Annotated in this window: 17 protein-coding genes; 8 read left to right on the top strand and 9 right to left on the bottom strand. The window is 64.1% G+C overall.

Going from position 1 to position 20,683, the window contains the following annotated elements; genetic code table 11:
- Window positions 1-31: 31 nt before the first annotated feature.
- On the bottom strand, window positions 32-2,665 hold the full coding sequence (gene polA / locus ABIB35_RS04215) for a DNA polymerase I (protein ID WP_354179225.1): 2,634 nt from the start codon (window positions 2,663-2,665) through the stop codon (window positions 32-34).
- Window positions 2,666-2,843: 178 nt separating this feature from the next.
- Between polA and ABIB35_RS04210 the strand changes: the two genes are divergently transcribed.
- The 3 genes from ABIB35_RS04210 to ABIB35_RS04200 are packed head-to-tail and all read left to right on the top strand — an operon-like array spanning window position 2,844 to window position 5,013.
- The gene (locus ABIB35_RS04210) at window positions 2,844-3,332 is read left to right on the top strand and encodes a hotdog fold thioesterase (protein ID WP_354179169.1); all 489 of its coding nucleotides are present in this window, start codon (window positions 2,844-2,846) and stop codon (window positions 3,330-3,332) included.
- 45 nt (window positions 3,333-3,377) lie between these two features.
- Window positions 3,378-3,761 carry an ArsR/SmtB family transcription factor gene (locus ABIB35_RS04205; protein ID WP_354179168.1) on the top strand — a complete coding sequence of 128 codons (384 nt, stop codon included), beginning with the start codon at window positions 3,378-3,380 and terminating at the stop codon, window positions 3,759-3,761.
- 31 nt (window positions 3,762-3,792) lie between these two features.
- A complete protein-coding gene (locus tag ABIB35_RS04200; RefSeq protein ID WP_354179166.1) occupies window positions 3,793-5,013 on the top strand; it encodes an MFS transporter in 1,221 nt (406 codons plus the stop codon).
- 13 nt (window positions 5,014-5,026) lie between these two features.
- Here the strand turns inward: ABIB35_RS04200 and ABIB35_RS04195 are convergent, their stop codons facing one another.
- The gene (locus ABIB35_RS04195; protein ID WP_354179164.1) at window positions 5,027-5,566 is read right to left on the bottom strand and encodes a dihydrofolate reductase family protein; all 540 of its coding nucleotides are present in this window, start codon (window positions 5,564-5,566) and stop codon (window positions 5,027-5,029) included.
- Between the two features lie 193 nt (window positions 5,567-5,759).
- On the opposite strand from ABIB35_RS04195, the gene ABIB35_RS04190 reads away from it, so the two are divergent.
- A complete protein-coding gene (locus tag ABIB35_RS04190) occupies window positions 5,760-6,782 on the top strand; it encodes an alkene reductase (protein ID WP_502915726.1) in 1,023 nt (340 codons plus the stop codon).
- A 111-nt stretch (window positions 6,783-6,893) separates the two neighbouring features.
- Here ABIB35_RS04190 and ABIB35_RS04185 read toward each other — a convergent pair whose 3' ends face one another.
- From ABIB35_RS04185 to ABIB35_RS04170, 4 genes are all read right to left on the bottom strand, one after another.
- On the bottom strand, window positions 6,894-7,136 hold the full coding sequence (locus ABIB35_RS04185; RefSeq protein WP_354179161.1) for a hypothetical protein: 243 nt from the start codon (window positions 7,134-7,136) through the stop codon (window positions 6,894-6,896).
- A complete protein-coding gene (locus ABIB35_RS04180; protein WP_354179223.1) occupies window positions 7,133-8,356 on the bottom strand; it encodes an inorganic phosphate transporter in 1,224 nt (407 codons plus the stop codon). The genes ABIB35_RS04185 and ABIB35_RS04180 overlap by 4 nt, the downstream gene beginning before the upstream one ends.
- 291 nt (window positions 8,357-8,647) lie before the next feature.
- Window positions 8,648-10,663 (bottom strand): MFS transporter, encoded by a 2,016-nt coding sequence (locus ABIB35_RS04175; protein WP_354179160.1) that lies wholly within the window; start codon window positions 10,661-10,663, stop codon window positions 8,648-8,650.
- A 48-nt stretch (window positions 10,664-10,711) separates the two neighbouring features.
- A complete protein-coding gene (locus ABIB35_RS04170) occupies window positions 10,712-11,122 on the bottom strand; it encodes an Hsp20/alpha crystallin family protein (RefSeq protein ID WP_354179158.1) in 411 nt (136 codons plus the stop codon).
- Window positions 11,123-11,437: 315 nt separating this feature from the next.
- On the opposite strand from ABIB35_RS04170, the gene gad reads away from it, so the two are divergent.
- The 3 genes from gad to glsA are packed head-to-tail and all read left to right on the top strand — an operon-like array spanning window position 11,438 to window position 15,537.
- Window positions 11,438-12,820 carry a glutamate decarboxylase gene (gad, locus tag ABIB35_RS04165; RefSeq protein WP_354179157.1) on the top strand — a complete coding sequence of 461 codons (1,383 nt, stop codon included), beginning with the start codon at window positions 11,438-11,440 and terminating at the stop codon, window positions 12,818-12,820.
- 18 nt (window positions 12,821-12,838) lie between these two features.
- Window positions 12,839-14,590: a glutamine/gamma-aminobutyrate antiporter GadC gene (gene gadC, locus ABIB35_RS04160; RefSeq protein WP_354179155.1), complete on the top strand. Its 1,752-nt coding sequence runs from the start codon at window positions 12,839-12,841 to the stop codon at window positions 14,588-14,590.
- Window positions 14,587-15,537, top strand: a complete 951-nt coding sequence (gene glsA / locus ABIB35_RS04155; RefSeq protein WP_354179153.1) for a glutaminase A — start codon at window positions 14,587-14,589, stop codon at window positions 15,535-15,537. The genes gadC and glsA overlap by 4 nt, the downstream gene beginning before the upstream one ends.
- Before the next feature lie 24 nt (window positions 15,538-15,561).
- On the opposite strand, the gene ABIB35_RS04150 is transcribed toward glsA, so the two are convergent.
- From ABIB35_RS04150 to ABIB35_RS04140, 3 genes are read right to left on the bottom strand one after another with little or no spacing between them, the layout of a single operon-like run.
- Window positions 15,562-16,326 (bottom strand): IclR family transcriptional regulator domain-containing protein, encoded by a 765-nt coding sequence (locus tag ABIB35_RS04150; protein WP_354179151.1) that lies wholly within the window; start codon window positions 16,324-16,326, stop codon window positions 15,562-15,564.
- A 10-nt stretch (window positions 16,327-16,336) separates the two neighbouring features.
- On the bottom strand, window positions 16,337-18,241 hold the full coding sequence (locus ABIB35_RS04145; RefSeq protein WP_354179149.1) for a bifunctional sugar phosphate isomerase/epimerase/4-hydroxyphenylpyruvate dioxygenase family protein: 1,905 nt from the start codon (window positions 18,239-18,241) through the stop codon (window positions 16,337-16,339).
- Between the two features lie 12 nt (window positions 18,242-18,253).
- Window positions 18,254-19,174, bottom strand: a complete 921-nt coding sequence (locus tag ABIB35_RS04140) for a shikimate dehydrogenase (RefSeq protein ID WP_354179148.1) — start codon at window positions 19,172-19,174, stop codon at window positions 18,254-18,256.
- 186 nt (window positions 19,175-19,360) lie between these two features.
- On the opposite strand from ABIB35_RS04140, the gene ABIB35_RS04135 reads away from it, so the two are divergent.
- Window positions 19,361-20,680, top strand: a complete 1,320-nt coding sequence (locus tag ABIB35_RS04135) for an MFS transporter (RefSeq protein ID WP_354179146.1) — start codon at window positions 19,361-19,363, stop codon at window positions 20,678-20,680.
- The last annotated feature ends 3 nt before the right edge of the window (window positions 20,681-20,683 follow it).

The raw sequence follows: 20,683 nt of genomic DNA, 5'->3' as shown, positions 1-20,683 counted from the left end.
CCCCGGTTAAGTTCGCACTGAGTGCGCTTGGTTAGTGGCCGGCCTCGTGCCAGCTGACGCCGACGCCCACCGAGACATCCAGCGGAACCGACAGATCGGCTGCCGAGCCCATCTGCTCCCGGACCAGCTTCTCCACGGCGTCCCGTTCCCCGGGGGCGACTTCGAGCACCAGTTCATCATGGACCTGCAGCAGCATCCGGGACTTAAGGCCCTGTGTCTTAATCTCCACGTCAACTCCCAGCATGGCCTTTTTGATGATGTCCGCGGCGGAGCCCTGGATGGGGGCGTTCAGGGCGGCGCGTTCCGCCATTTCACGCAGCTGACGGTTGTCGCTGGACAGGTCCGGCAGGTAGCGGCGGCGGCCTTCAATGGTGGAGGTGAAGCCGTCCTTCCGGGCCTGCTCCACGACGCCGCGCAGATAGTCGCGCACCGCGCCGAAGCGGCTGAAGTAGTCGCGCATCAGGGTGCGGGCTTCATCCACCGGAATGGCGAGCTGCTTGGAGAGGCCGAAGGAGCTCAGGCCGTAGACCAGGCCGTAGGACATGGCCTTGACCTTGGAGCGCATGGCACTGGTCACTTCTTCCGGCGGAACCCCGAAGATGTGCGAGCCGACAAACCGGTGCAGGTCCTCGCCGGCCTGGAAGGCGGCAATCAGTCCTTCGTCACCGGACAGGTGCGCCATGATCCGCATTTCCACCTGGGAGTAATCGGCGGTGAGCAGGGTTTCATACCCCTCGCCCACGGTGAACACCTCCCGGATGCGCCGGCCCTCTTCGGACCGGATGGGAATGTTCTGCAGATTGGGGTTGGTGGAGGACAGCCGCCCGGTGGCCGCTGCCGTCTGCACATACGTGGTGTGCACACGGCCGTCATCGGACACCGCCTTGCGCAGCCCTTCAACGGTTTGGCGCAGTTTGGTGGCATCCCGGTAGGCCATCAGGTTGGCCAGGAACGGGTGTCCGCCGGTTTTGATGATCAGGTCCGAGAGCGCGTCGGCGTCGGTTGAGTAGCCGGTCTTGATCTTCTTGGTCTTGGGCAGTCCCAGTTCGTCAAAGAGCACTACCTGCAGCTGCTTGGGCGAGCCGAGATTAATTTCCTTGCCGATGATGCTGAACGCTTCACTGCTGGCCTGCGCAATGGTGGCGCTGAAGTCATCCAGCAGCCGGTCCAGCTTTTCGGTGGAAACAGCAATGCCTGCCAGTTCCATTTCAGCCAGGACCTCGGAGAGCGGCAGTTCCAGCCCGCCCAGGAGCTGATTGGCGCCGCGCTCGATCAGTTGCCCGGCGAAGTGCTCGCTCAGCTGCAGCGCTGCGAACGCCTGCATCACGGCGGGAGAGGCAACATCCTCCTCTTCCAGCTGCAGCTGGAGCTGGTTGGTTCCCGGCGCGGACGGCGTCAGGGACATCCGCAGGTGGTGCTGGGTCAGATCCGCCAGGTCGTAGCTGCGGCGGTCTGGCTGGATCAGGTAACCGGAGATGGCGGTGTCATCCACTTCTCCGGCAAGATGCAGGCCGCGGGCGGCCAGGGCCTTGTAGGCCTCCTTGAAATCGTGGACCACCTTCGGGACATCCAGGTCCGCCAGCCAGGCCGCGAGCACCTGCTCGGTGTCGGCGTCGATCTCGGTCAGCGGAACATACGCCGCTGCCGAGGCCGTCACCAGAGCCAGCCCTACGACGTCGCGCCCTGCCTCCGCACCTTCCGTCACCAGCTGCACTGCAGTCTTGGCTTGATTTGTGGCGGCGAGCCAGGACTTCAGCGTTGCAGCGTCAGTGACGGTGATGTGCTCCGGGGGCAGGAGTTCGTGCCCGGTGGACGCAGTTTCCTCTTCGCCGTAGACGTCGAACAGACGCTTGCGCAGCGCGTTGAACTGCAGGGCATCAAAGAGCTCTTCAATGGCCTCCCGGTCCGGGCGCCGGGCAGCCATTGCATCCAGGTCCACCGGCAGGTCCAGGTCCCGCAACAGACGGTTCAGCCGGCGGTTGCGCTTGACGTCCTCAAGGTTGGCGCGGAGCGAATCCCCCACCTTGCCCTTGATGCTGTCAACGTTTTCGAGGATGCCCTCAAGGCCCCCGTACTGCTTAATCCACTTGGCCGCTGTCTTGGGGCCCACGCCCGGCACTCCGGGCAGATTGTCAGCAGACTCCCCCACCAGTGCAGCCAGATCCGAATACTTGTCCGGCGGCACCAGATACTTCGCCTCAACCGCGGCAGCATCCATGCGCGGCAGGTCGGAGACACCCTTTTTGGGATAGAAAACAGTCACCCGGTCATCCACAAGCTGGAACGCGTCCCGGTCTCCGGAGACCACCATGACATCCCAGTTCCGGGCGGATGCCTTTTCGGCCAGCGTGGCCAGGATGTCGTCGGCTTCATAGCCGTCCATGGAGATGGTGGGGATGCGCATGGCTTCCATCACCTTGATGATGAGGTCCACCTGGCCGTGGAACTCTTCGGGCGTCTTGTTGCGGCCGCCCTTGTACTCCGAATACTCCTCGGAACGGAAGGTGGGGGTATCAAGGTCAAAGGCCACAGCAACGTGGGTGGGCTTTTCCTCCTTGATGAGGTTGATCAGCATGGAGGTGAACCCGTAGACGGCGTTGGTGTGCTGTCCGGTGTCGGTGGAAAAGTTCTCCGCCGGGAGGGCGTAGAAGGCCCGGAAAGCCATCGAATGCCCGTCGATCACCAGCAAACGGCTGTGTCCGCCTGCTGAAACGGTTCCGAGCGCTTCCGGTGCGGCTGCAGCTTCGGGTTCCGCGGTTCCGTCAAGAACGGTTTCGGCAGGGGTTTCTGATTGGATATCGGCCAGTTTGGTAGATTCACTCACAGATGTAAGCCTAGTTGGCATGAGCGACATTTTCACGCCGGGCAACGGCGCCCCCTCCGAGCCAGTCAACGACTTCACCGACGAATTGAACGAGGCCGGAATCCCGCCGGAGATGCACGGCTGGCTCAGCGCCAACGGAGTTGGCCCCCTCGTAGTGAAGATGGGCATCCGCTTTTCCGAACTGAGTGCGGAACGGCTTGTGGCCACAATGCCCGTGAAAGGCAATGAGCAGGTGGCTGGAATCCTGCACGGCGGCGCCCATTTGGTGCTGGCTGAGACACTGGGCTCCTTTGGCGCTGCTGTTCACGCCGGGCCGGGCCGCCAGGCGCTCGGCATTGAAATAGGGGCCACCCATCACCGTGCCATCGCCTCGGGGATCGTTACCGGTACCGCCACGGCCATCCATTTGGGCGGCACCCTGGTGACGCACGAAGTGATTATGACCGATGAACAGGGCCGCCGACTGAGCACTGCCCGCATCACCAACATGATCCGCGACGCGCGCTGATTGCCGTCCCCGCAAGCCGTTGACATCCCGGCGTACCGTTAGAGTATGCGTATAGATGCGGACAAGCAGAGAGTTCGGCCCGTGCCCGGCGGTGACGTCTCCCCGGAGTATGTAGACCTTGCCGCGGAAGTGTTTGGCATCCTATCGGACTCAACACGGATCAGAATCATCCTTGCGCTGCGCGGTGTTGATGAACTTCCCGTCAACGCCATCGCGGAAGCAGTGGGGAAAAGCCCGTCCGGAGTTTCCCAGCATCTGGCCCGGCTGCGCATGGCCCGCATGGTTACCACCCGCCAGGACGGAACGCGGGTGCTGTACCGCCTGTCGGATGAACATGCATCCGTCCTCGTGCTTGAGGCCATCAAGCAGGCTGAACATTCGGTGGCCCACGGGCTGACGCTGCCGCACCACCATGAGGCAGCGCCGTAGCTGTGGACCGGTTTCAGCGGTAGGCCGGCCGATGCTCACCGTGCTCCGCAATCCCGTCTACGGCAAGCTTTTCGGAGCCCAGCTCCTAGCCCTGCTGGGTACCGGCCTGCTCACTATTGCGCTGGGTCTGCTGGCCTTCGAGATCGCAGGAGGCGACGCCGGCCTCGTCCTGGGCCTGGCCCTGACCATCAAGATGGTTGCCTATGTGGCCGTGGCACCGGTCATCAGCGCTGTCGCCGCCCGGGTGCCGCGCAAACCCCTGCTTATCGGTTCGGACGCAGTGCGCGCCGGTGTGGCCCTCTGCCTGCCGTTCGTTGCCGAGGCATGGCAGATCTACGTGCTGATTTTTCTGCTGCAGTCGGCTTCCGCAACCTTCACTCCGGCGTTCCAGGCACTCATTCCCTCGATCCTGCCCAATGAACGCCAGTACACCCGTGCGCTGTCACTCTCACGGTTCGCCTACGATCTGGAGTCGCTGGTCAGCCCAATGCTGGCCGCGGCGCTGCTGACGGTCATCACCTACCGCAGCCTCTTCGCAGGCACCGTGGCCGGGTTCATCGCCTCCGCAGCCATTGTCTGGCTTACCCGGCTTCCGCCGATCGACCCTCCGCCCAGTTCGGGTTTCCTGGATCGGCTCACCCGCGGGGGCCGAGCCTTCCGGCAGCGTCCGGAACTGCGCAGCCTCATGGCCCTGAACCTTGTTATTGCCAGCACCACTGCCATGGTCATTGTTAATACCGTGGTGCTGGTCAAGGCAGACCTTGCCCGTTCCCACGTCGATGTTGCGATGATGCTGGCGGCCTATGGTGCCGGATCGATGATCGTGGCCTTGAATATTCCCCGCTGGCTGGACCGGTTCCCTGACCGCCGGGTCATGCTCTGCGGCGCCGGCGCACTGCCCCTGGCACTGGTAGCAGGAGCCGCCGTGATGCAGTGGGGATCCGGTCAGGCGCAGTGGTATGGACTCCTCGGGATTTGGTTCGCCATGGGAGCAGCCGCCTCCATGATCCTCACGCCGTCGTCCCGGCTGCTGCAGCGCAATAGCGATGCCTCCACCAGACCGGCAGTTTTCGCGGCGCAGTTTTCCCTCTCGCACGCGTGTTTCCTGGTGACCTACCCGGTGGCCGGAACCCTTGGGGCCACCATCGGGCTACCGGGGACAGCTCTGGTGCTGGTCATGGTCGGACTGCTGGGGGTTGGGCTGTCCATTGCTTCCTGGCGCCGCAATGACGCTGTGGCCCTCACTGCCTGACATCTCCAGCCCCTCAGCGGCGGAAATCATAGCTAAGCTGCACGGCTCCGTTTCCGAGGGACCGTTCATCAACCAGCGCAGCAGGGGCCGTGATGTTCCGGACCGGCAGCACCGGGTGGCCGCTTCCCAGAACAGCAGGAACAACGGTAAGCACCATCTCGTCCACCAGGCCGCACGCCATGAACTGGGCGGCAAGGTTTCCTCCGCCGGCCAGCAGGACGTCCCGTTCTCCGGCATCCAACACAATATCGGGATGAAACTCAGCAACGTCACCGCGGACAAAGGTAATGTCCGCCTCCCAAATTCCCGGGAATTCGTGGTGCGTAAACACCCACGCGGGAAGGGGTCCATAAGGCCACGAACCGGGCATCTCCAGAAAGGTGCGGTAAGTGCCGGCTCCCATTGCCACGGCACCGAAACCATTAAGGACGTCCGGGCCGGACCCGTCTGTTCCCCGGGCGCGGGCGATGTCCCGGAGCCACTGCCCCGAGTTCTGTGCGTCGGCAATAAAGCCGTCCAGTGACGCAGCAACATAGTAGACAGTCCTGACCATGCCGCCCATGCTAACCCAGGCCGCGTGCTCCGGTCCCACGGAATACTCCGGCCCACCGGCCGGTTGCTCCAAATGGATAGACCACCAGCGCCGACCCGGGAACCGGTCCGCGGCGCGCTCTACAGGAAGACTCTTTGTGAACCTCTTTTCACCGTTGACCCTCGGCGGCCTGGAACTGCCCAACCGCCTGATCATGGCACCGCTCACCCGCACGCGCAGCGGACGCGACGGCATACCCACCGCACTGATGGCCGAGCACTACAGCCAGCGTGCTTCCCTGGGCCTGATCGTGAGTGAAGGGACCTACCCGTCCTTCGCCGGACAGGGCTTTACCGGCCAGCCGGGCCTGGTCACCGACGAGCAGATCGCCGGCTGGAAGAACGTCACCGACGCGGTCCACGCCGCCGGCGGGCGAATCGTGGCACAGGTCATGCACGCGGGACGGGTGACCCATTCCGGGACCAACGGCGGACGCGAGGTGGTGGCGCCCAGTGCCATCGCCATCGACGGCGTAACCCGTACCTATGAGGGCAAGCAGCCCTTCCCTGTTCCCCATGCGCTCACTACCGCTGAGCTGCCGGGCATTGTTGATGAATTTGTGGCCGGATCCCGGGCCGCCACGAAGGCAGGGTTCGACGGCGTAGAGCTGCACAGTGCCAACGGTTACCTGCTGCACGAGTTCCTGTCCGCCGCATCCAACCAGCGGACCGACGGCTACGGCGGTTCGCCGGAGAAAAGGGCACGGTTTGTGATCGAGGTCTACCGGGCCGTGGCCGAGGCCATCGGCGCTGACCGGACCGGCATTCGGATCTCCCCGGAACACAATGTCCAGGGTGCCCTGGAAACCAATCCGGCAGAAGTGCTGGCCACGTACACGGCTCTGGTGAACGGGATCGCACCGCTGAAGCCGGCGTTCCTGAGCATCCTGCACCAGGACCCGTCCGACATCCTCGTCCAGGAACTGCGCAGCAGCTTCGGCGGCCCGGTCCTCCTGAACTCAGGCTTCGGCGTGATCACCACGCGTGAAGAAGCCATCGCCATGCTGGAGAACAAGCTGTGCGACGGCGTGGTTGTTGGCCGCCCCGCGATCGCCAACCCGGACCTGGTGCGCCGCTGGCAGGAAAACCTGCCGCTGAACACCCCGGATCCCAGTACGTTCTACACCGACGGCGCTGCCGGTTACACGGACTACCCGGAGTTCGCCGACGCCTCTTAGGCCTCCCGCTGCGGGACAACAATGCAAAAGCCCGGCGACGGCAACCACTGAGGTGGCTGCCGTCGTCGGGCTTTGGCGTACCGGGCCCACATCCGTGGGACGCAGCTGCTCTCAGCCGTGCAGAGCGGGAACAATCAGGTAAATGCCAAACATCACGGCAACAGCACTGACCGCAAAACAGGCGTAGGCGCCGGCCTTGACGAGGGCAAGCCGGCCCCGTGCTTCGGGGCCGGGGTTGCGGTCCGAGGCCACGGCATAAAGCCGGACACCGGTGGAATACAGGCCCACGACGACGAGTGCGGAGACCAGGGTGACCAGAGCCACCACGAGGTAGGCGAGCCAGTCAATGCTCATTTTGTTGTTTCCTTGACCTTGGTGCGAGCCGCTGCGGAGCTCTTGGAACGGGATTTGCTCTTCTTGATGCGGACTGCTCCGCCGGCGTTGTCAATGTTGCTCACGGCATTGTCATGGCCCACGCGGTTGCGGCGGGACCAGAGGAAGATGAAGACAATAATTACCAACCCCAAGATGCCGTCAATGGTCACACCGATCATGCCGGTGCTGGCGACGGCCGCGGCGGCAGCGCCCATGACGGCAGCGGCCGGAAGAGTCAGCAGCCAGCCGCCGGCGATGCGGCGGGCCGTTCCCCAACGGACCTCGGCACCCTTGCGGCCCAGGCCGGAGCCGATAACCGATCCGGAGGCCACCTGTGTCGTGGACAGTGCGAAGCCCAGGTGGGAGGACGCGAGGATGGCTGCGGCCGTGCTGGTTTCCGCGGCAAAGCCCTGGGCGGGCTTCACATCCGTCAGGCCGGTACCCATGGTGCGGATGATGCGCCAGCCGCCGGCGTAGGTACCGGCGGCAATGGCGACCGCGCAGGAGGCAACCACCCAGAAGGCGGGGGCGGATCCGGCTTCCTGGAAACTGCCGGAGATCAGCACCAGCGTGATGACGCCCATGGTCTTCTGCGCATCGTTGGTTCCGTGGGCAAGGGCCACCAGGGAGGAGGAAAAAATCTGTGCGTAGCGGAATCCGCCGCGCTTGCGGGGCAGCTTGTCGCCGGAATCCGGGTCATGCCGGCGGGTGATGGAGTAGGCCAGTTTAGTGGCCAGATAGGCCACGGACAGTGCAATCGCCGGAGCTATGAAGGCCGGCAGGATCACCTTGGACATCAGTACCGAGTAGTCAACGGAGCCGAAGCCGGCGCCAACGATCGCGGCGCCGATCAGGCCGCCGAAGAGTGCGTGCGAGGAGCTGGACGGAAGTCCCAGCAGCCAGGTAATCAGGTTCCAGATCACGGCGCCGAGCAGGCCCGCGAAGATCATCACCGGGGTGATCTGGATGCCGCCGTCACCCTCCTTGATGATGCCGCCGGAAATGGTCTTGGCAACCTCGGTGGACAGGAAGGCGCCCACCAGGTTCAGCACCGCAGCCAGGGCTACGGCGGTCTTCGGCTTGATTGCACCTGTTGCAATAGGAGTTGCCATTGCATTGGCTGTGTCGTGAAAGCCGTTGGTGAAGTCGAAGAATAATGCGAGCGCGATCACCAGCGCCACCATGAGGGTGAAATCCACCACGTACCCTAACTAAAAGACTGAAGGAAAAAGGAGTCCGTCACTACATCGAAACCGCGTCACGGATGCGTTTGGAACGATGGGACGACGGCGCAGTACGCGCCTCCGAAGCTCCGGAGAAGGGGCCCCGCCGATCCGAAAGGGGACCGCACCCGTTTTACGCCAGAACGATACTATGCTCTGATCCAATCAGGGACCAATCAGGAACCCACTCCAGCCGCGTGTGCTTGGTCTCCGCGCACCATGCCGTATCAGGCCACGCAAACCCGGTTCCAGCAAATCCGGGGATTCCTAAATGCGCAGCCCGGTGGTGGGCGGGTCGCTGCCGAGCTCCACGTCAATGACGGTGTTTGGCGCCGGAAGGGTGACCCGGCGGGTGTGGGTGGTGACGCCGTCGGGCTCCACTAAGGTCAGGATGTAGGTTCCGGCACGCGGGAGCGGAAGTTCGTAGTTTCCGAGGCTGTCCGAAAGCACTGACACTGCGTTTTCTCCCGCGGGCTGGATGAGGATGACCTGCGCCCCGGCAAGCGGGCGCCCCTGGTGGGTGACCTGGCCGGTCAGGCTCAGCGGGGACTTGAACCGGATGTCGTGGCTGCGGGGCACTCCCGGGAACGCGAGGGTCTCCGACACCGGCCGCCACTGGTGCGCGGTGGCCACCAGCACGTAGTTCCCGTCCCCCGGGAGTACAACGGCGTAGCGCCCGCCGTCGTCGGCCCGGTCCCAGTCAACGGGACCGCCGCGGCGGTCCAACGCTGTCACAATGCCGCCCGGAACCGGGGTATGGCCGTCGTCGGCGAGCATGGTTCCTGTGACCATAATCTCGTGCTTCGCATCAGCGGGCGGCGGCTGGAGCTCACCCGGACCGGCATGCAGCTCCGGGTGGGTGGACTCCCGGCGCACCGATTTGGGAATAAAACAGGAGACGCCGGTGGCCAGCAGTGCCGCCAATCCGGCAAGGGCAAAAATTGCCCGGAACGCGTCCAGGCCCGGAAAAACCTCCCCGCCCACGCGGATCGTGACGGAGGCCAGGATGGTGGCGACGGCAGCGCTGCAGGTTGAGGTGCCGACGGACCGCAGCAGGGTGTTTACCCCGTTGGCAGCGGCCGTGTCAGTGAGGGGAACGTTGCTCATGATCAGCGTTGGCATGGCTGACATGGCTACAGCGGTCCCGATGGAGACAATCACGGCGCCAACGATGATGCCTGTCACCGTATGGACCAGCACCATCCGGGATCCGTATCCCAGTGCCATGACCGCGCAGCCGGCCACCATGGTGACTTTCGCACCGAAGGTGTTCGTCACCCGGGCGGACAGCGGCGCAGCCGCCACCATGGCCAATCCCGAGGGGATCATGGTCAGCCCCGCCACCAGCACGCTCAAACCGAATCCGAAGCCGGTTTCCTTGGACAGTTGCAGCTGCTGGGTGGTGATGAGCATGTTGGCGTACATGGAAAATCCCACCAGGACGGTGGCCGCGTTGGTGAGCAGTACGGGCCGGCGCGAGGACGTGCGCAGGTCCACCAGCGGCTCGCCCTTGCGCAGCTCCAGGGGAAACCAGATCGCCAGCAGAACCCCCGCGGCGGCGAACAGTCCCAGGATCGGATCGCTGGTCCACCCCCAAACACCGCCCTTGCTGATGGCCAGCAGCAGCGCGGTCATGGCAGCGGAAAGCACCACGGCACCGGAATAATCGAAACGGCCGGGGGTGCGCACATTGGACTCAGGGACAAAAACAACGACGGCGGCCACGAGGAGGGCCGCGATGACGCCGACAACCCAGAAGGTTGCCTCCCATCCCAGCCGGTCATAGATGAATCCGGACAGGGGCAGTCCCAACGCGCTGCCGATTCCAAAGCTGGCGCTCATCAGGGCCACGGCACCGGCGATCTTGCGCTGCGGCAGCGCGTCCCTCAGGATACTGATTCCCACCGGAATCACCGCACCGGAAAAGCCCTGGACGGCGCGTCCCGCTAACGCCCAAAAAAACGTGCCGCCGATGGAGGCGGTAAAGGCGCCCACCGCCATCATGGACATGGCGATCAGCAGCATCCGCCGTTTCCCGTACATGTCCGCCAGCCGGGACACGATCGGTGTGGCCACGGCAGCCGTCAGCAGGGTGACGGTGACCATCCAGGAGACGTCATCGCTGGTAACGCCGAAGATCCGCGGATACTCCGGCAGCAGGGGAACCACCGCCGTTTTCTCCAGCGACACGGCGATCCCCCCGCTCGCCAGCGTGGCGATGATCACCCAGTCCGGAAACTTGCGCTGACCGGCGGTCCTGGCATCCGGAGCAGGAGTGCTCATCGGGTCCTTTCCACCGAAACGGGTATCTACCCTGGTGCGCTCAGTGCGCTAACCCCGCGAGATGGGCACTTTTGTGGAGGAGGATCCCACCTCGGGCACCGGCACCCTCACTTCCAGAACGCCGTCGTTGTAGGAGGCGGTGACGTTGTCCTGGCTGGAGCCGGCGGGGAGCGGAATGTCGCGGGTGAAGGATCCATAACGGAACTCGCTGCGGTAGCCGTTTTTGTCCTTGTGCTCGCTGCCTTCGCGCCGTTCGCCCTTAATCCGCAGGATCCCGTCACTCACCGATACATCCAGATCTTTGTCCGGATCAATATCCGGCAGTTCGGCTTTCACCACCATGGTGGCACCGTCCCGGTATTCCTCCACCGGAAACGCGGGCACATCCCAGTCCCCCTCAAAAAACTTGCGTACGGGTTCGGGCAGTTCAAAACGGTCGCGCCGCGCCAGTGATGCCATGGGATATCTCCTCGCAGATTCGCCCGGCGGCGACATGCTTCCATCACCCTGGTGCCGGGGCTCGGGGGCTTGGTTTGTGGTCACACGGTACGCGCGGCACCGTTGCGCACACAACCGTCGGGGCCCGTCCGGGGCCTGAACCAAGCCAAAGAGAAGCGATCATTGCAACCCCCCTGCACGGGATCGGTTCGAGTCTGGCCACCCCTATTTGGCGCGCGTAGAGTCTTTGGTGCGCACCCTATGAGCTTCCTGACCGCCGTTCACTGCGGCCCCCGGTGCCGGTTCCGGCATCGCCGATGAAAGGTCGCAAAAATCATGGCGCCAAAACGGGACAAAAGCACCCTGTCCATTAATCCGCTCTTCGCCCGGCCGGGTGAAGACACCGTCGCACTGAAAACCAAACTGGCCGACGGGCAGATGATGCCGGAAACGGCCTATCAAATCGTCCACGACGAAACCATGCTGGACGGTAACGCTCGGCTGAATCTGGCCACGTTCGTCAGCACCTGGATGGATGATCATGCCAACAGGCTGTACGCCGAGACGTACGACAAGAACATGATCGATAAGGACGAGTACCCGCAGACGGCCCAGATTGAGCAGAACTGCTGGAAGATCCTTGCGGATCTGTGGCACGCGCCGGACCCCGAAGGAGCCATCGGCACCTCTACGGTGGGTTCCTCGGAGGCCTGCATGCTGGGCGGCCTGGCGCTGAAGCGGCTGTGGCAGCACGCCCGCCGGGCGGACGGCAAGCCAGCGGATCGGCCCAACCTGGTCATGAGTTCAGCCGTGCAGGTCTGCTGGGAAAAGTTCTGCAACTATTTCGACGTCGAGCCGCGGCTGGTGCCGATCAGCGAGGAGCACAAGTGTCTGGACGGTTTTGAACTGGAAAAGTACGTCGATGAAAACACCATCGGCGTTGTGGCCATCATGGGTGTCACCTACACCGGCATGTACGAACCGGTACGGCAGATCGCAGCAAAGCTCGACGATATCCAGGCCTCCACCGGGCTGGACATCAACATCCATGTGGACGGGGCATCGGGCGCCATGATTGCCCCGTTCATCCAGCAGGAGCTGGAATGGGACTTCACGATTGACCGTGTGCACTCCATCAGCACCTCGGGCCACAAATACGGCCTGGTGTATCCGGGACTGGGCTGGGTGGTGTGGCGCGAACGCCAGTGGCTGCCGGAAGACCTGATCTTCTATGTGAGCTATCTGGGCGGAGACATGCCCACGTTCGCACTGAACTTCTCACGGCCCGGCGCGCAGGTGGTCCTGCAGTTCTACTTGTTCCTCCGGCTCGGACGGGAGGGCTATGCCAAAATCCAGCAGGCCTGCCAGGACGTGGCAGTCTATCTGTCGTCGGGTATCAGTGAAATCGGGGCCTTTGAGCTGTGGAATGACGGCACTGATATTCCGGTGTTCGCCTGGCGCCTCAAGGACGGTCACACGGACAAATGGACCCTGTATGACCTGGCCGAACGGCTGCGGTCCAAAGGCTGGCTGGTGCCGGCCTATCCCCTGCCCAACAATCTTCAGAATCTGACCGTGGAGCGGATTGTGGTCCGCAACGGCCTCAGCATGGATCTTGCCGACCGTCTCCTGGATGACATCCGGAAGGAAACCGAGTACCTCGATCGGCTTGAGTCGCCGATGCCGCAGGAGTCAGCCCAGCCCGGCTTCCATCACTAACCTCAGGAGGTGAGTGGGATGAGTGATTCCACTGCATCGAGCGGTTCACCAGCGGCGGGTGGTTCGGGCACAGGCTCGCAGTCACCTACCCCTGATCAGGCATCAAGAGCGAAATCGAAACAAACGGCCAAAATCACCATTGGCGCCTTGGCGGTCATGAATATCGTGGCTGTGGTCAGCCTTCGCGGGCTGCCTTCGGAGGCTGAATATGGACTGAGTTCGATCTTCTATTACGTCTTCGCTGCCATTGTGTTCCTGGTGCCTGTCTCCCTGGTGGCCGCAGAGCTGGCCACCGGCTGGCCGGAGACCGGCGGCGTCTTCCGCTGGGTGGGTGAAGCCTTCGGTCCACGCTGGGCCTTCCTGGCCATGTTTATGCTCTTCATCGAAGTCACCATCTGGTTCCCCACGGTTTTGACCTTCGGCGCGGTCTCGCTGGCTTACACCGGCGACAACCAAAACCTGGACGCGCAGCTGGCAGGCAATAAGTTCTTTGTCCTGGCCGTAGTGCTGGTGGTGTATTGGCTAGCCACCTTCATTGCCTTCCGCGGAGCCGCGGCCTTCTCCCGGGTCAGCCAGTGGGGGGGGATCATCGGCACCATCATCCCGGCGATCATTCTCATCATCCTCGGGTTCTCCTATTACTTCGCCGGAAACACCCCGCAGATCCAGATGGGCTGGGGCGAGCTCATCCCGGATTTCTCCAATTTCTCCAACGTAGTGCTGGCAGCGAGTATCTTCCTGTTCTATGCCGGCATGGAGATGAACGCCATCCACGTTAAAGAGGTCAAAAATCCAACCCGCGATTATCCGATTGCAGTACTGATCGCTGCGGCCGGAACGGTCATCATCTTTGTCCTGGGCACGCTCGCCATTGCGTTCGTGGTTCCCCAGGCCGACATCAACCTGACCCAGAGCCTACTGACCTCCTATAACGACATGTTCGATTGGGCCGGAATCGGATGGGCCGGGCCGGTTGTTGCGGCCATGCTCCTGATCGGTGTCCTGGCGGGCGTCGTCACCTGGGTGGCAGGTCCCTCGACAGGGCTGCTCACCGTGGCCAGGGCAGGATATCTGCCCCGCTTCTGGCAGCACACGAACAAGAATGGAATGGGTACCCACATCCTGTTCTTCCAGGCGTTCGCTGTTACCGGTCTGGGCATCACCTACGTTGTCCTGCCGTCAGTGCAGGCCGCCTATCAGATCCTGAGCCAGCTGACGGTGATTCTCTACCTGATCATGTACATGCTGATGTTCGCCGGCGCCATTTACCTGAGGTTCAGCCAGCCGAACCGGCCGCGCCCCTACCGGGTGCCGGGCGGGGACATCGGGATGTGGCTGATCGGCGGCCTCGGGTTCCTGGGCTCCCTGGTGGCCTTTGTCTTCAGCTTCATCCCCCCGGACCAGATTTCCGTCGGATCGCCTGCGGTGTACGTAGGCATCCTGGTAGGAGGTGCAGCGATATTCGTCATCCTGCCGTTGGTGATTTACGCGCTGCGCAAGCCGCATTGGCGCGATCCTGAGAGCAGGTTTGAGCCGTTCACCTGGCAAATCGAGCACACTCATCCCGGGACGGTGTCGAAGTCCTCCGTTCCGACGCCGGTCCTCGTGGAAGAGGCGCTCGCGGACACATCCGCCGGTTCCGGTTCGGATGCCACAACCGGAGCCGCAGCGGGCCACGCTGCAACGCAGCCGGGTACGGCTGATAACGGTAACAGACCAACCCTTCGGCCCCGATCGGGGCCGAACACAGGCGGGAGCGCAGCCCTATGATGCCGGACAAGTCAACAATTTCCCGGGCGGTTCAGACAGCCTATGCAGACCACGCCAAGGACACCGGCGGGGCCAATGCCAGCTACATTCCGTACCTGGCATCCGTGGATCCGGCCCTGTTCGGCGTGTGCGTGGTGACGGCCGACGGCGATGTGTTCGAGGCCGGCGACACCGGGTTCGAGTTCGCCCTGGAGTCCATTTCCAAGGTCTTTTCCATGACCCTGGCCATGCAGGACGTGGGGCTGCCCGAATTCCACGACAAGGTGGGCGCAGATCCGACCGGTGAACCGTTCAACTCCGTGGTCGCGGTGGCAACACACCACAACAAGCCCGTGTCACCGCTGGTGAACGCCGGGGCCATGTCTACGGTGTCGCTGATCCCGGCAAAATCACCGGATGAGCGGTGGAAGAAGATCCTGGCCATGCAAAGCGCCTTTGCCGGCCGGGACATCAGGCTCAGCGACGCCGTCAATGACTCCGAACAGTCCACCAACTTCCACAACCGTGCCATCGCCTGGCTGCTTTACTCGGGCGGAACAATGTACTCGGACCCCATGGAAGCCTGCGAGGTCTATACCCGGCAGTGTTCCACCCTGGTGAGCACCAGGGACCTGGCGACCATGGGTGCCACTGTGGCTGCCAGGGGCCGGAATCCGGTCACGGGCAGGCAGGTGTTCGACGCTTCCCTGGTTCCGCCAATCCTGGCGGAAATGACCATGGAGGGAATGTATACGGCTTCCGGTGACTGGGCGTACAAGGTGGGCCTTCCGGGCAAGAGCGGCGTGGGCGGCGGCATCCTGGCGATCATGCCGGGAACGCTGGCGATCGCGGCGTTCTCTCCCCCGCTTGACCCGGTGGGAAACAGTGTCCGTGGCCAGAAGGCCGCCGCGCAGGTAGCTGCGGCCCTGAACCTGAACATCTACAACTCCACCGACTTCGCCACGTAGTTTAGGCGGAAGTTCCCCCAGTCCTTACCGGACGTTGAGGTCGGCCGTGATTTTTTCCGCGGCCGACCTCAGCTGTGGAACCACCGTCTCCTCCACGGACTCGTCCGGATCCCGGTGCATCTGCAGCGACACGTTGGCTGCCGCCACCACCTTCCCCGCACGGGAGACCGGCACGGCCACCCCGCGCAGGCCGCCTTCCAGTTCATCGCTGACCCGTGCCCAGCCCCGGCGGCCGGCCAGTTCCACCTCCTCGCGGAGTTCGTTGAGGCTGGCCACGGAGTGCGGGGTGAACTGCCGGAGTTCGACGGCGGCCAGGTGGGCTTCGCGCTCGTTCGGCTCCAACGCGGCAATCAGCACCCGGCCCATGGACGTGGCCCACGCGGGGAAGCGGGTACCCACCTGGACCGAGACGTGTACCAGCCGCGGCGCCGTCACGCGCGCCACGTAGACCACCTGCAACCCGTCCAGCACGCACAGGGACGTAGTCTCGCCCAATTCCGCAGCCAGCGCTTTCAAATGCGGTTCGGCCACTGAAGGCAGGGTCAGCGTTGCCAGGAACGCCGACCCGATGTCCAGGGACCGCGGCGCCAGCTCGAACAGTGTTCCGTCACAGCGCAGGTACCCCAGGTCGCACAGGGTCAGCAGGAACCGGCGCGCTGCGGCACGGCTAAGCTCCGTGGCGGCCGCCACCGAGCTCACACTCAGCCTCGGATGCTCCGGCGTAAAGGAGCTCAAGACCGCCAGGGTCTTCTCCGCCGATTTCACGTAATAACCGCCGTCTGCCCCCATGGCGCCCATCCTAGCTGCCGCCGCCCGGGCGGGCACGCTGGTACTGCGCGGCCATCCGCACCGGCGCGTTCGGCGCCCCGTACCCGTCATAGCTCTTCCGGCGTTCCACCACCTCGAAAAACACGTTGCCCAGCGTAGCCGTATAGAAGTGCAGGAACTCGCCGTCCCCATCCCGGTCATAGAGCAGGTTCAGGGACTGCAGGAGAACCAGCAGGCCGTCGTCGAGCCGGAACCGCGCCCGGAGGTCCTCGTAATAGTTGGCCGGAACCGGCAGGAAATCCAACCCCCGCTCACGCGCCTGCCGGGCAAGTGCCACCACGTCCGTGCACGCAAAGGCAACGTGCTGCGGATAATCCGACCCGCCGCCGGGCCCGGACCGTTCCAAGCCCAGCGGGGCAATGTTCAGGGCCAGGCGGACCGCGCCGTCACTGCTGCACATCACCTGGCTGCGGACCAGTCCCATGGGGCTGGGCACCTCCTGGGCAGCGCGGGGAGCCAGCGAGAGGGTGGATTCGTAGAACAGCACTGCCTCGTCGAAGTGCTGCCACGGCTGGGAAAGGTTGATGTGGTCGATATGCGTGATCAACCTGTCGTGGCCGATGCCGGCGCTGCTTCCGTCGCTGCTGCCGGGTTCCTTTGTCGACGCCCGGGGCGGGCTGAATTCCTCCGCCCAGGCGACCGTGCCGTCCGCAGTGGCTTCGCACAGGAAGATCTCCGTGGAGTCCGGCGCTGACACCGCTTGGAGGACCGCTTCGTCTGCCTGGCTGCGCCGGTTGACCGGCGGTGCCTTCAGCTGCACGGCCCGCGACGAGGCAGCCAGCGGATCCTGCACGTCAAGTCCCAGCGCGGAGATTCCCGGGGCCGCGCCCCGGCCCTGCTGCTGGTTGAGGAGAACCCGTGCTGCTCCGGCAGTGAACAGCTGGACCGGTTTGGTGCGGTGTGTACCCTCGCAGCGGAAGCCCAGCTGCAGCAGCAGCTCCTGAACTGCGCCGGTGTCATCGGCCAGCACCTCGGCGAAGTTGAAGCCGGTCGGTTCAGCCACGGCTGGCAGGGTGGCCAGTCGCATCGGATAGCCGGGGCGGCCGCCGTCGTGCTCTGCCAGGTATACGGAGGTCCGCTCCTCGAGCCAGATCAGCGAACGCATGGCGTCCACAGCGGTGCGTTCCTCGGCGGTCTGCCGAAACACATCGTTGAAGATTTCCAGCGACACCGGCCCGTTGTAGCCGCTGCGGACCAGATGCGCCATGAACGAGGTCAGGTCAAAGGCGCCCTCGCCGGGGAACACCCGGTAATGCCTGCTCCAGGACAGCACGTCCAGGGACAATTCCGGGGCATCAGCCAGCTGGACAAAGAAAATCTTTTCCGCCGGGATCTTCTCAATGCCGGCCGGATCCGCACCGCGGGAGAGAATGTGGAAGCTGTCCAGGCAGGTTCCAACATTCGGGTGGTCGGCCAGAGCGACGATCCGCTGGGCGTGCTCGTAATCGTTCACGTACCGTCCCCAGGCGAGCGCCTCATACGCGAGTCGGATCCCGTACCGCGCGGCAATCTCCCCCAGGCGCCGCAGCTGGGCAGCAGCAATGCCGTCGTCGTCGATGCTGGCGGTGGCCACGTTGCTGCAGACCAGCATGGTGTCGATACCCAGGCGGTTCATAAGCGAGAATTTGGCTTCGGCTCGGAACAGGTTCGCCTCCAGCAGGTCTTCGCTGACGCCTTCGAAGTCCCGAAAGGGCTGGTACAGGTCCAGGCTCAGGCCAAGCTGAGCAGCCAGGCCGCGGATTTCCTCCGGGCTGTGCGGGGAGACCACCAGATCCTGTTCAAAAATCTCAATGCCGTCAAATCCTGCCGCTCCGCAGGCCCTCATCTTCTCTTCCAGCGTGCCGCTCAGGCACACGGTGGCAATGGATGTCCGCATGGTGTCCTTCCCTTACCGTCCGCGCTTGATCAGGTCGCTGAAATCGGCCCGCATCCGGTCCGCATCGGGACGGATCCCGGTAATCAGCTCAAAAGCATCCACGGCCTGCCCCACCGCCATGAACCCGCCGTCCAGCACCGCGCATCCCTTCGCCCGTGCGGCGCGGACCAGCTCGGTTTCCAAGGGCCGGTAGACGACGTCGGCCACCCACTGCGGCGGGGACAGCAGATCCGGGTCCAGCGGCAGGCCGGGATGGGAGTGCATGCCCACGGGGGTGGCGTGCACCAAGCCGTCCGCTTCGGCCAGGACGGTGGGAAGGTCGGCGCTGTCCGCGGCGGTGACGGCCTGACCGGGGAAGAACGCCCCCAGCGCTTCGGCGCGTTCCCGGGCGCGGCCGTAGTCCAGGTCAATGAGGGTCAGGCGGGAGCAGCCGGCGCTCAGCAGGGCGTAGGCGACGGCGGAACCGGCGCCGCCCACGCCCAACTGAACCACCCGGTCCAGGGCCGCATGGGGCAGGCCGTCGGCCAGGGCGGCCGAAAACCCGGAGAAGTCGGTGTTGTGGCCAACAAATTTGCCGTTCCGGATCAGGACTGTGTTCACCGCGCCCAGCCGGGCGGCGTCGTCGGACACCTCATCCAGGTACTGCAGCACCATCTGTTTGCAGGGGTGGGTGATGTTGAAGGCATTGAACCCCAGCTCCCGTCCGGTGTGCAGCAGGGTGCGCAGCCTGGCTGCCGTACCGCCTGCCCCGTCCGTGCCGTGCCGCCCTGTTCCGGCGTCCTGCCCGGCTGCCGTGGCGGCCAGGTCCACCGGCCGGTACAGGTAGCGCAGTCCCAGCCGGTCGGCCGCCTGCTCATGCAGGGGCGGTGAGAGCGAGGGAAGGACGCCCTCCCCGATAAGGCCAACCAAATAGGATTCCGAGGGGCTGCTCACTGGTACGTCCTTCCACGGTGCGGGCCGATCCTGCCCGCGCTGGTTTGGGCTGAGGGCTGCTGCAACGGTTGACGGGAGAACATTGCCGCACCCTGCAGTTGTGAGCTACATTACGTGAAGTGTTCGAATTCTGCACACTCGTGCGTATAGCGCACAGGTTGCACGAAGCCACCTACAGGAGAACCTATGACTGAGACTGTCCCGGCGGGCAAGGTCCACGCCAAGACCCCCAAAAAAGCAGCGGCAGCCAGCTTCATGGGCAGCGCCGTAGAGTATTACGACTTCTTCATCTTCGGTTCAGCGGCAGCCCTGATCTTCCCCTCTGTGTTCTTTCCCGACGCCGGAACGCAGGCCTCGATTATGTCCCTGGCCACGTTCGGCTTCGCCTACATAGCCCGGCCGGTGGGCGCTGTGATCCTGGGCCACTTCGGGGACCGGGTGGGGCGCCAGAAGGTCCTCATGTTCACTTTGGTCCTCATGGGCGCCTCAACCTTCCTGATCGGCTGTCTACCCAGCTTCAGCGTCATTGGCTGGTGGGCGCCCGCGCTCCTGGTCCTGTGCCGGCTGATGCAGGGCCTCTCGGCAGCCGGTGAGCAGGCGGGCGCCAGCTCCATGACCCTGGAACATGCCCCGGACAGCCAGCGTTCCTTCTTCACCTCCTGGACGCTCACCGGTACGCAGGGCGGCCAGATCCTCGCTGCCCTGGTCTTCATCCCTGTGCTGGCTCTGCCGGATGACATCAAGTACGGCATTGGGTGGCGCATTCCCTTCTGGCTCAGCGCCGTGGTGGTCCTCGTGACCTTCTTTATCCGCCGCTCCCTGCAGGAAACCCCCACCTTCGCTGCAGCCAAAGCCAATAACGAGATTGCAAAACTGCCTGTGAGCGATCTGCTGGCGCATCACTGGCGTGACGTGCTGCGCGTGATCTGCTGCGCGTTTATCGCCGCAGTCTCCACTGTGTACGGAACCCTGGCGATCAAGTACGGCACCGAGGTGGGGACCGTGGATGCCAGCGTCACCCTGTGGCTGGTGGTGGCCGGCAACGTCGTCGCCCTGGGCACCCAGCCGCTCTTCGGCACCCTCGCGGACCGGATCGGACGCAAACCGGTGTTCATTTACGGCGCGCTCTCCTCCGCTGCCGTCATGCCGTTCTATCTGCTCTCCATGGAATCGGGAAACACCCTGCTGCAGTTCGCACTGTCAGTGGCGGTCTTCTCCTGCGGCTACGCCGCGGCCAACGCCGTATGGCCATCCTTCTACGCCGAGATGTTCAGTGCCAAAGTGCGGTTCTCGGGGCTGGCGATCGGCACCCAGCTGGGCTTCCTGATGGCAGGCTTCGCCCCGTCCATCGTGGCGGCACTGGGCGGCCTGGAGCCTGGCGGCTGGGTGGTGATCAGCCTGTTCACCGCGGCAATCAGCATCATCGCCTCAATTTCGGCTCTGACGGCAAGGGAGACCTACCGGACGCCCACGGCGCAGCTGGGCGTGCGCCCGGCTGTTGCCTGAGCG

Source organism: Arthrobacter sp. UYP6 (assembly GCF_040547315.1).
Classification (GTDB): Bacteria; Actinomycetota; Actinomycetes; order Actinomycetales; family Micrococcaceae; genus Arthrobacter_B.
This window is presented reverse-complemented; position numbering and strand designations above follow the sequence as displayed.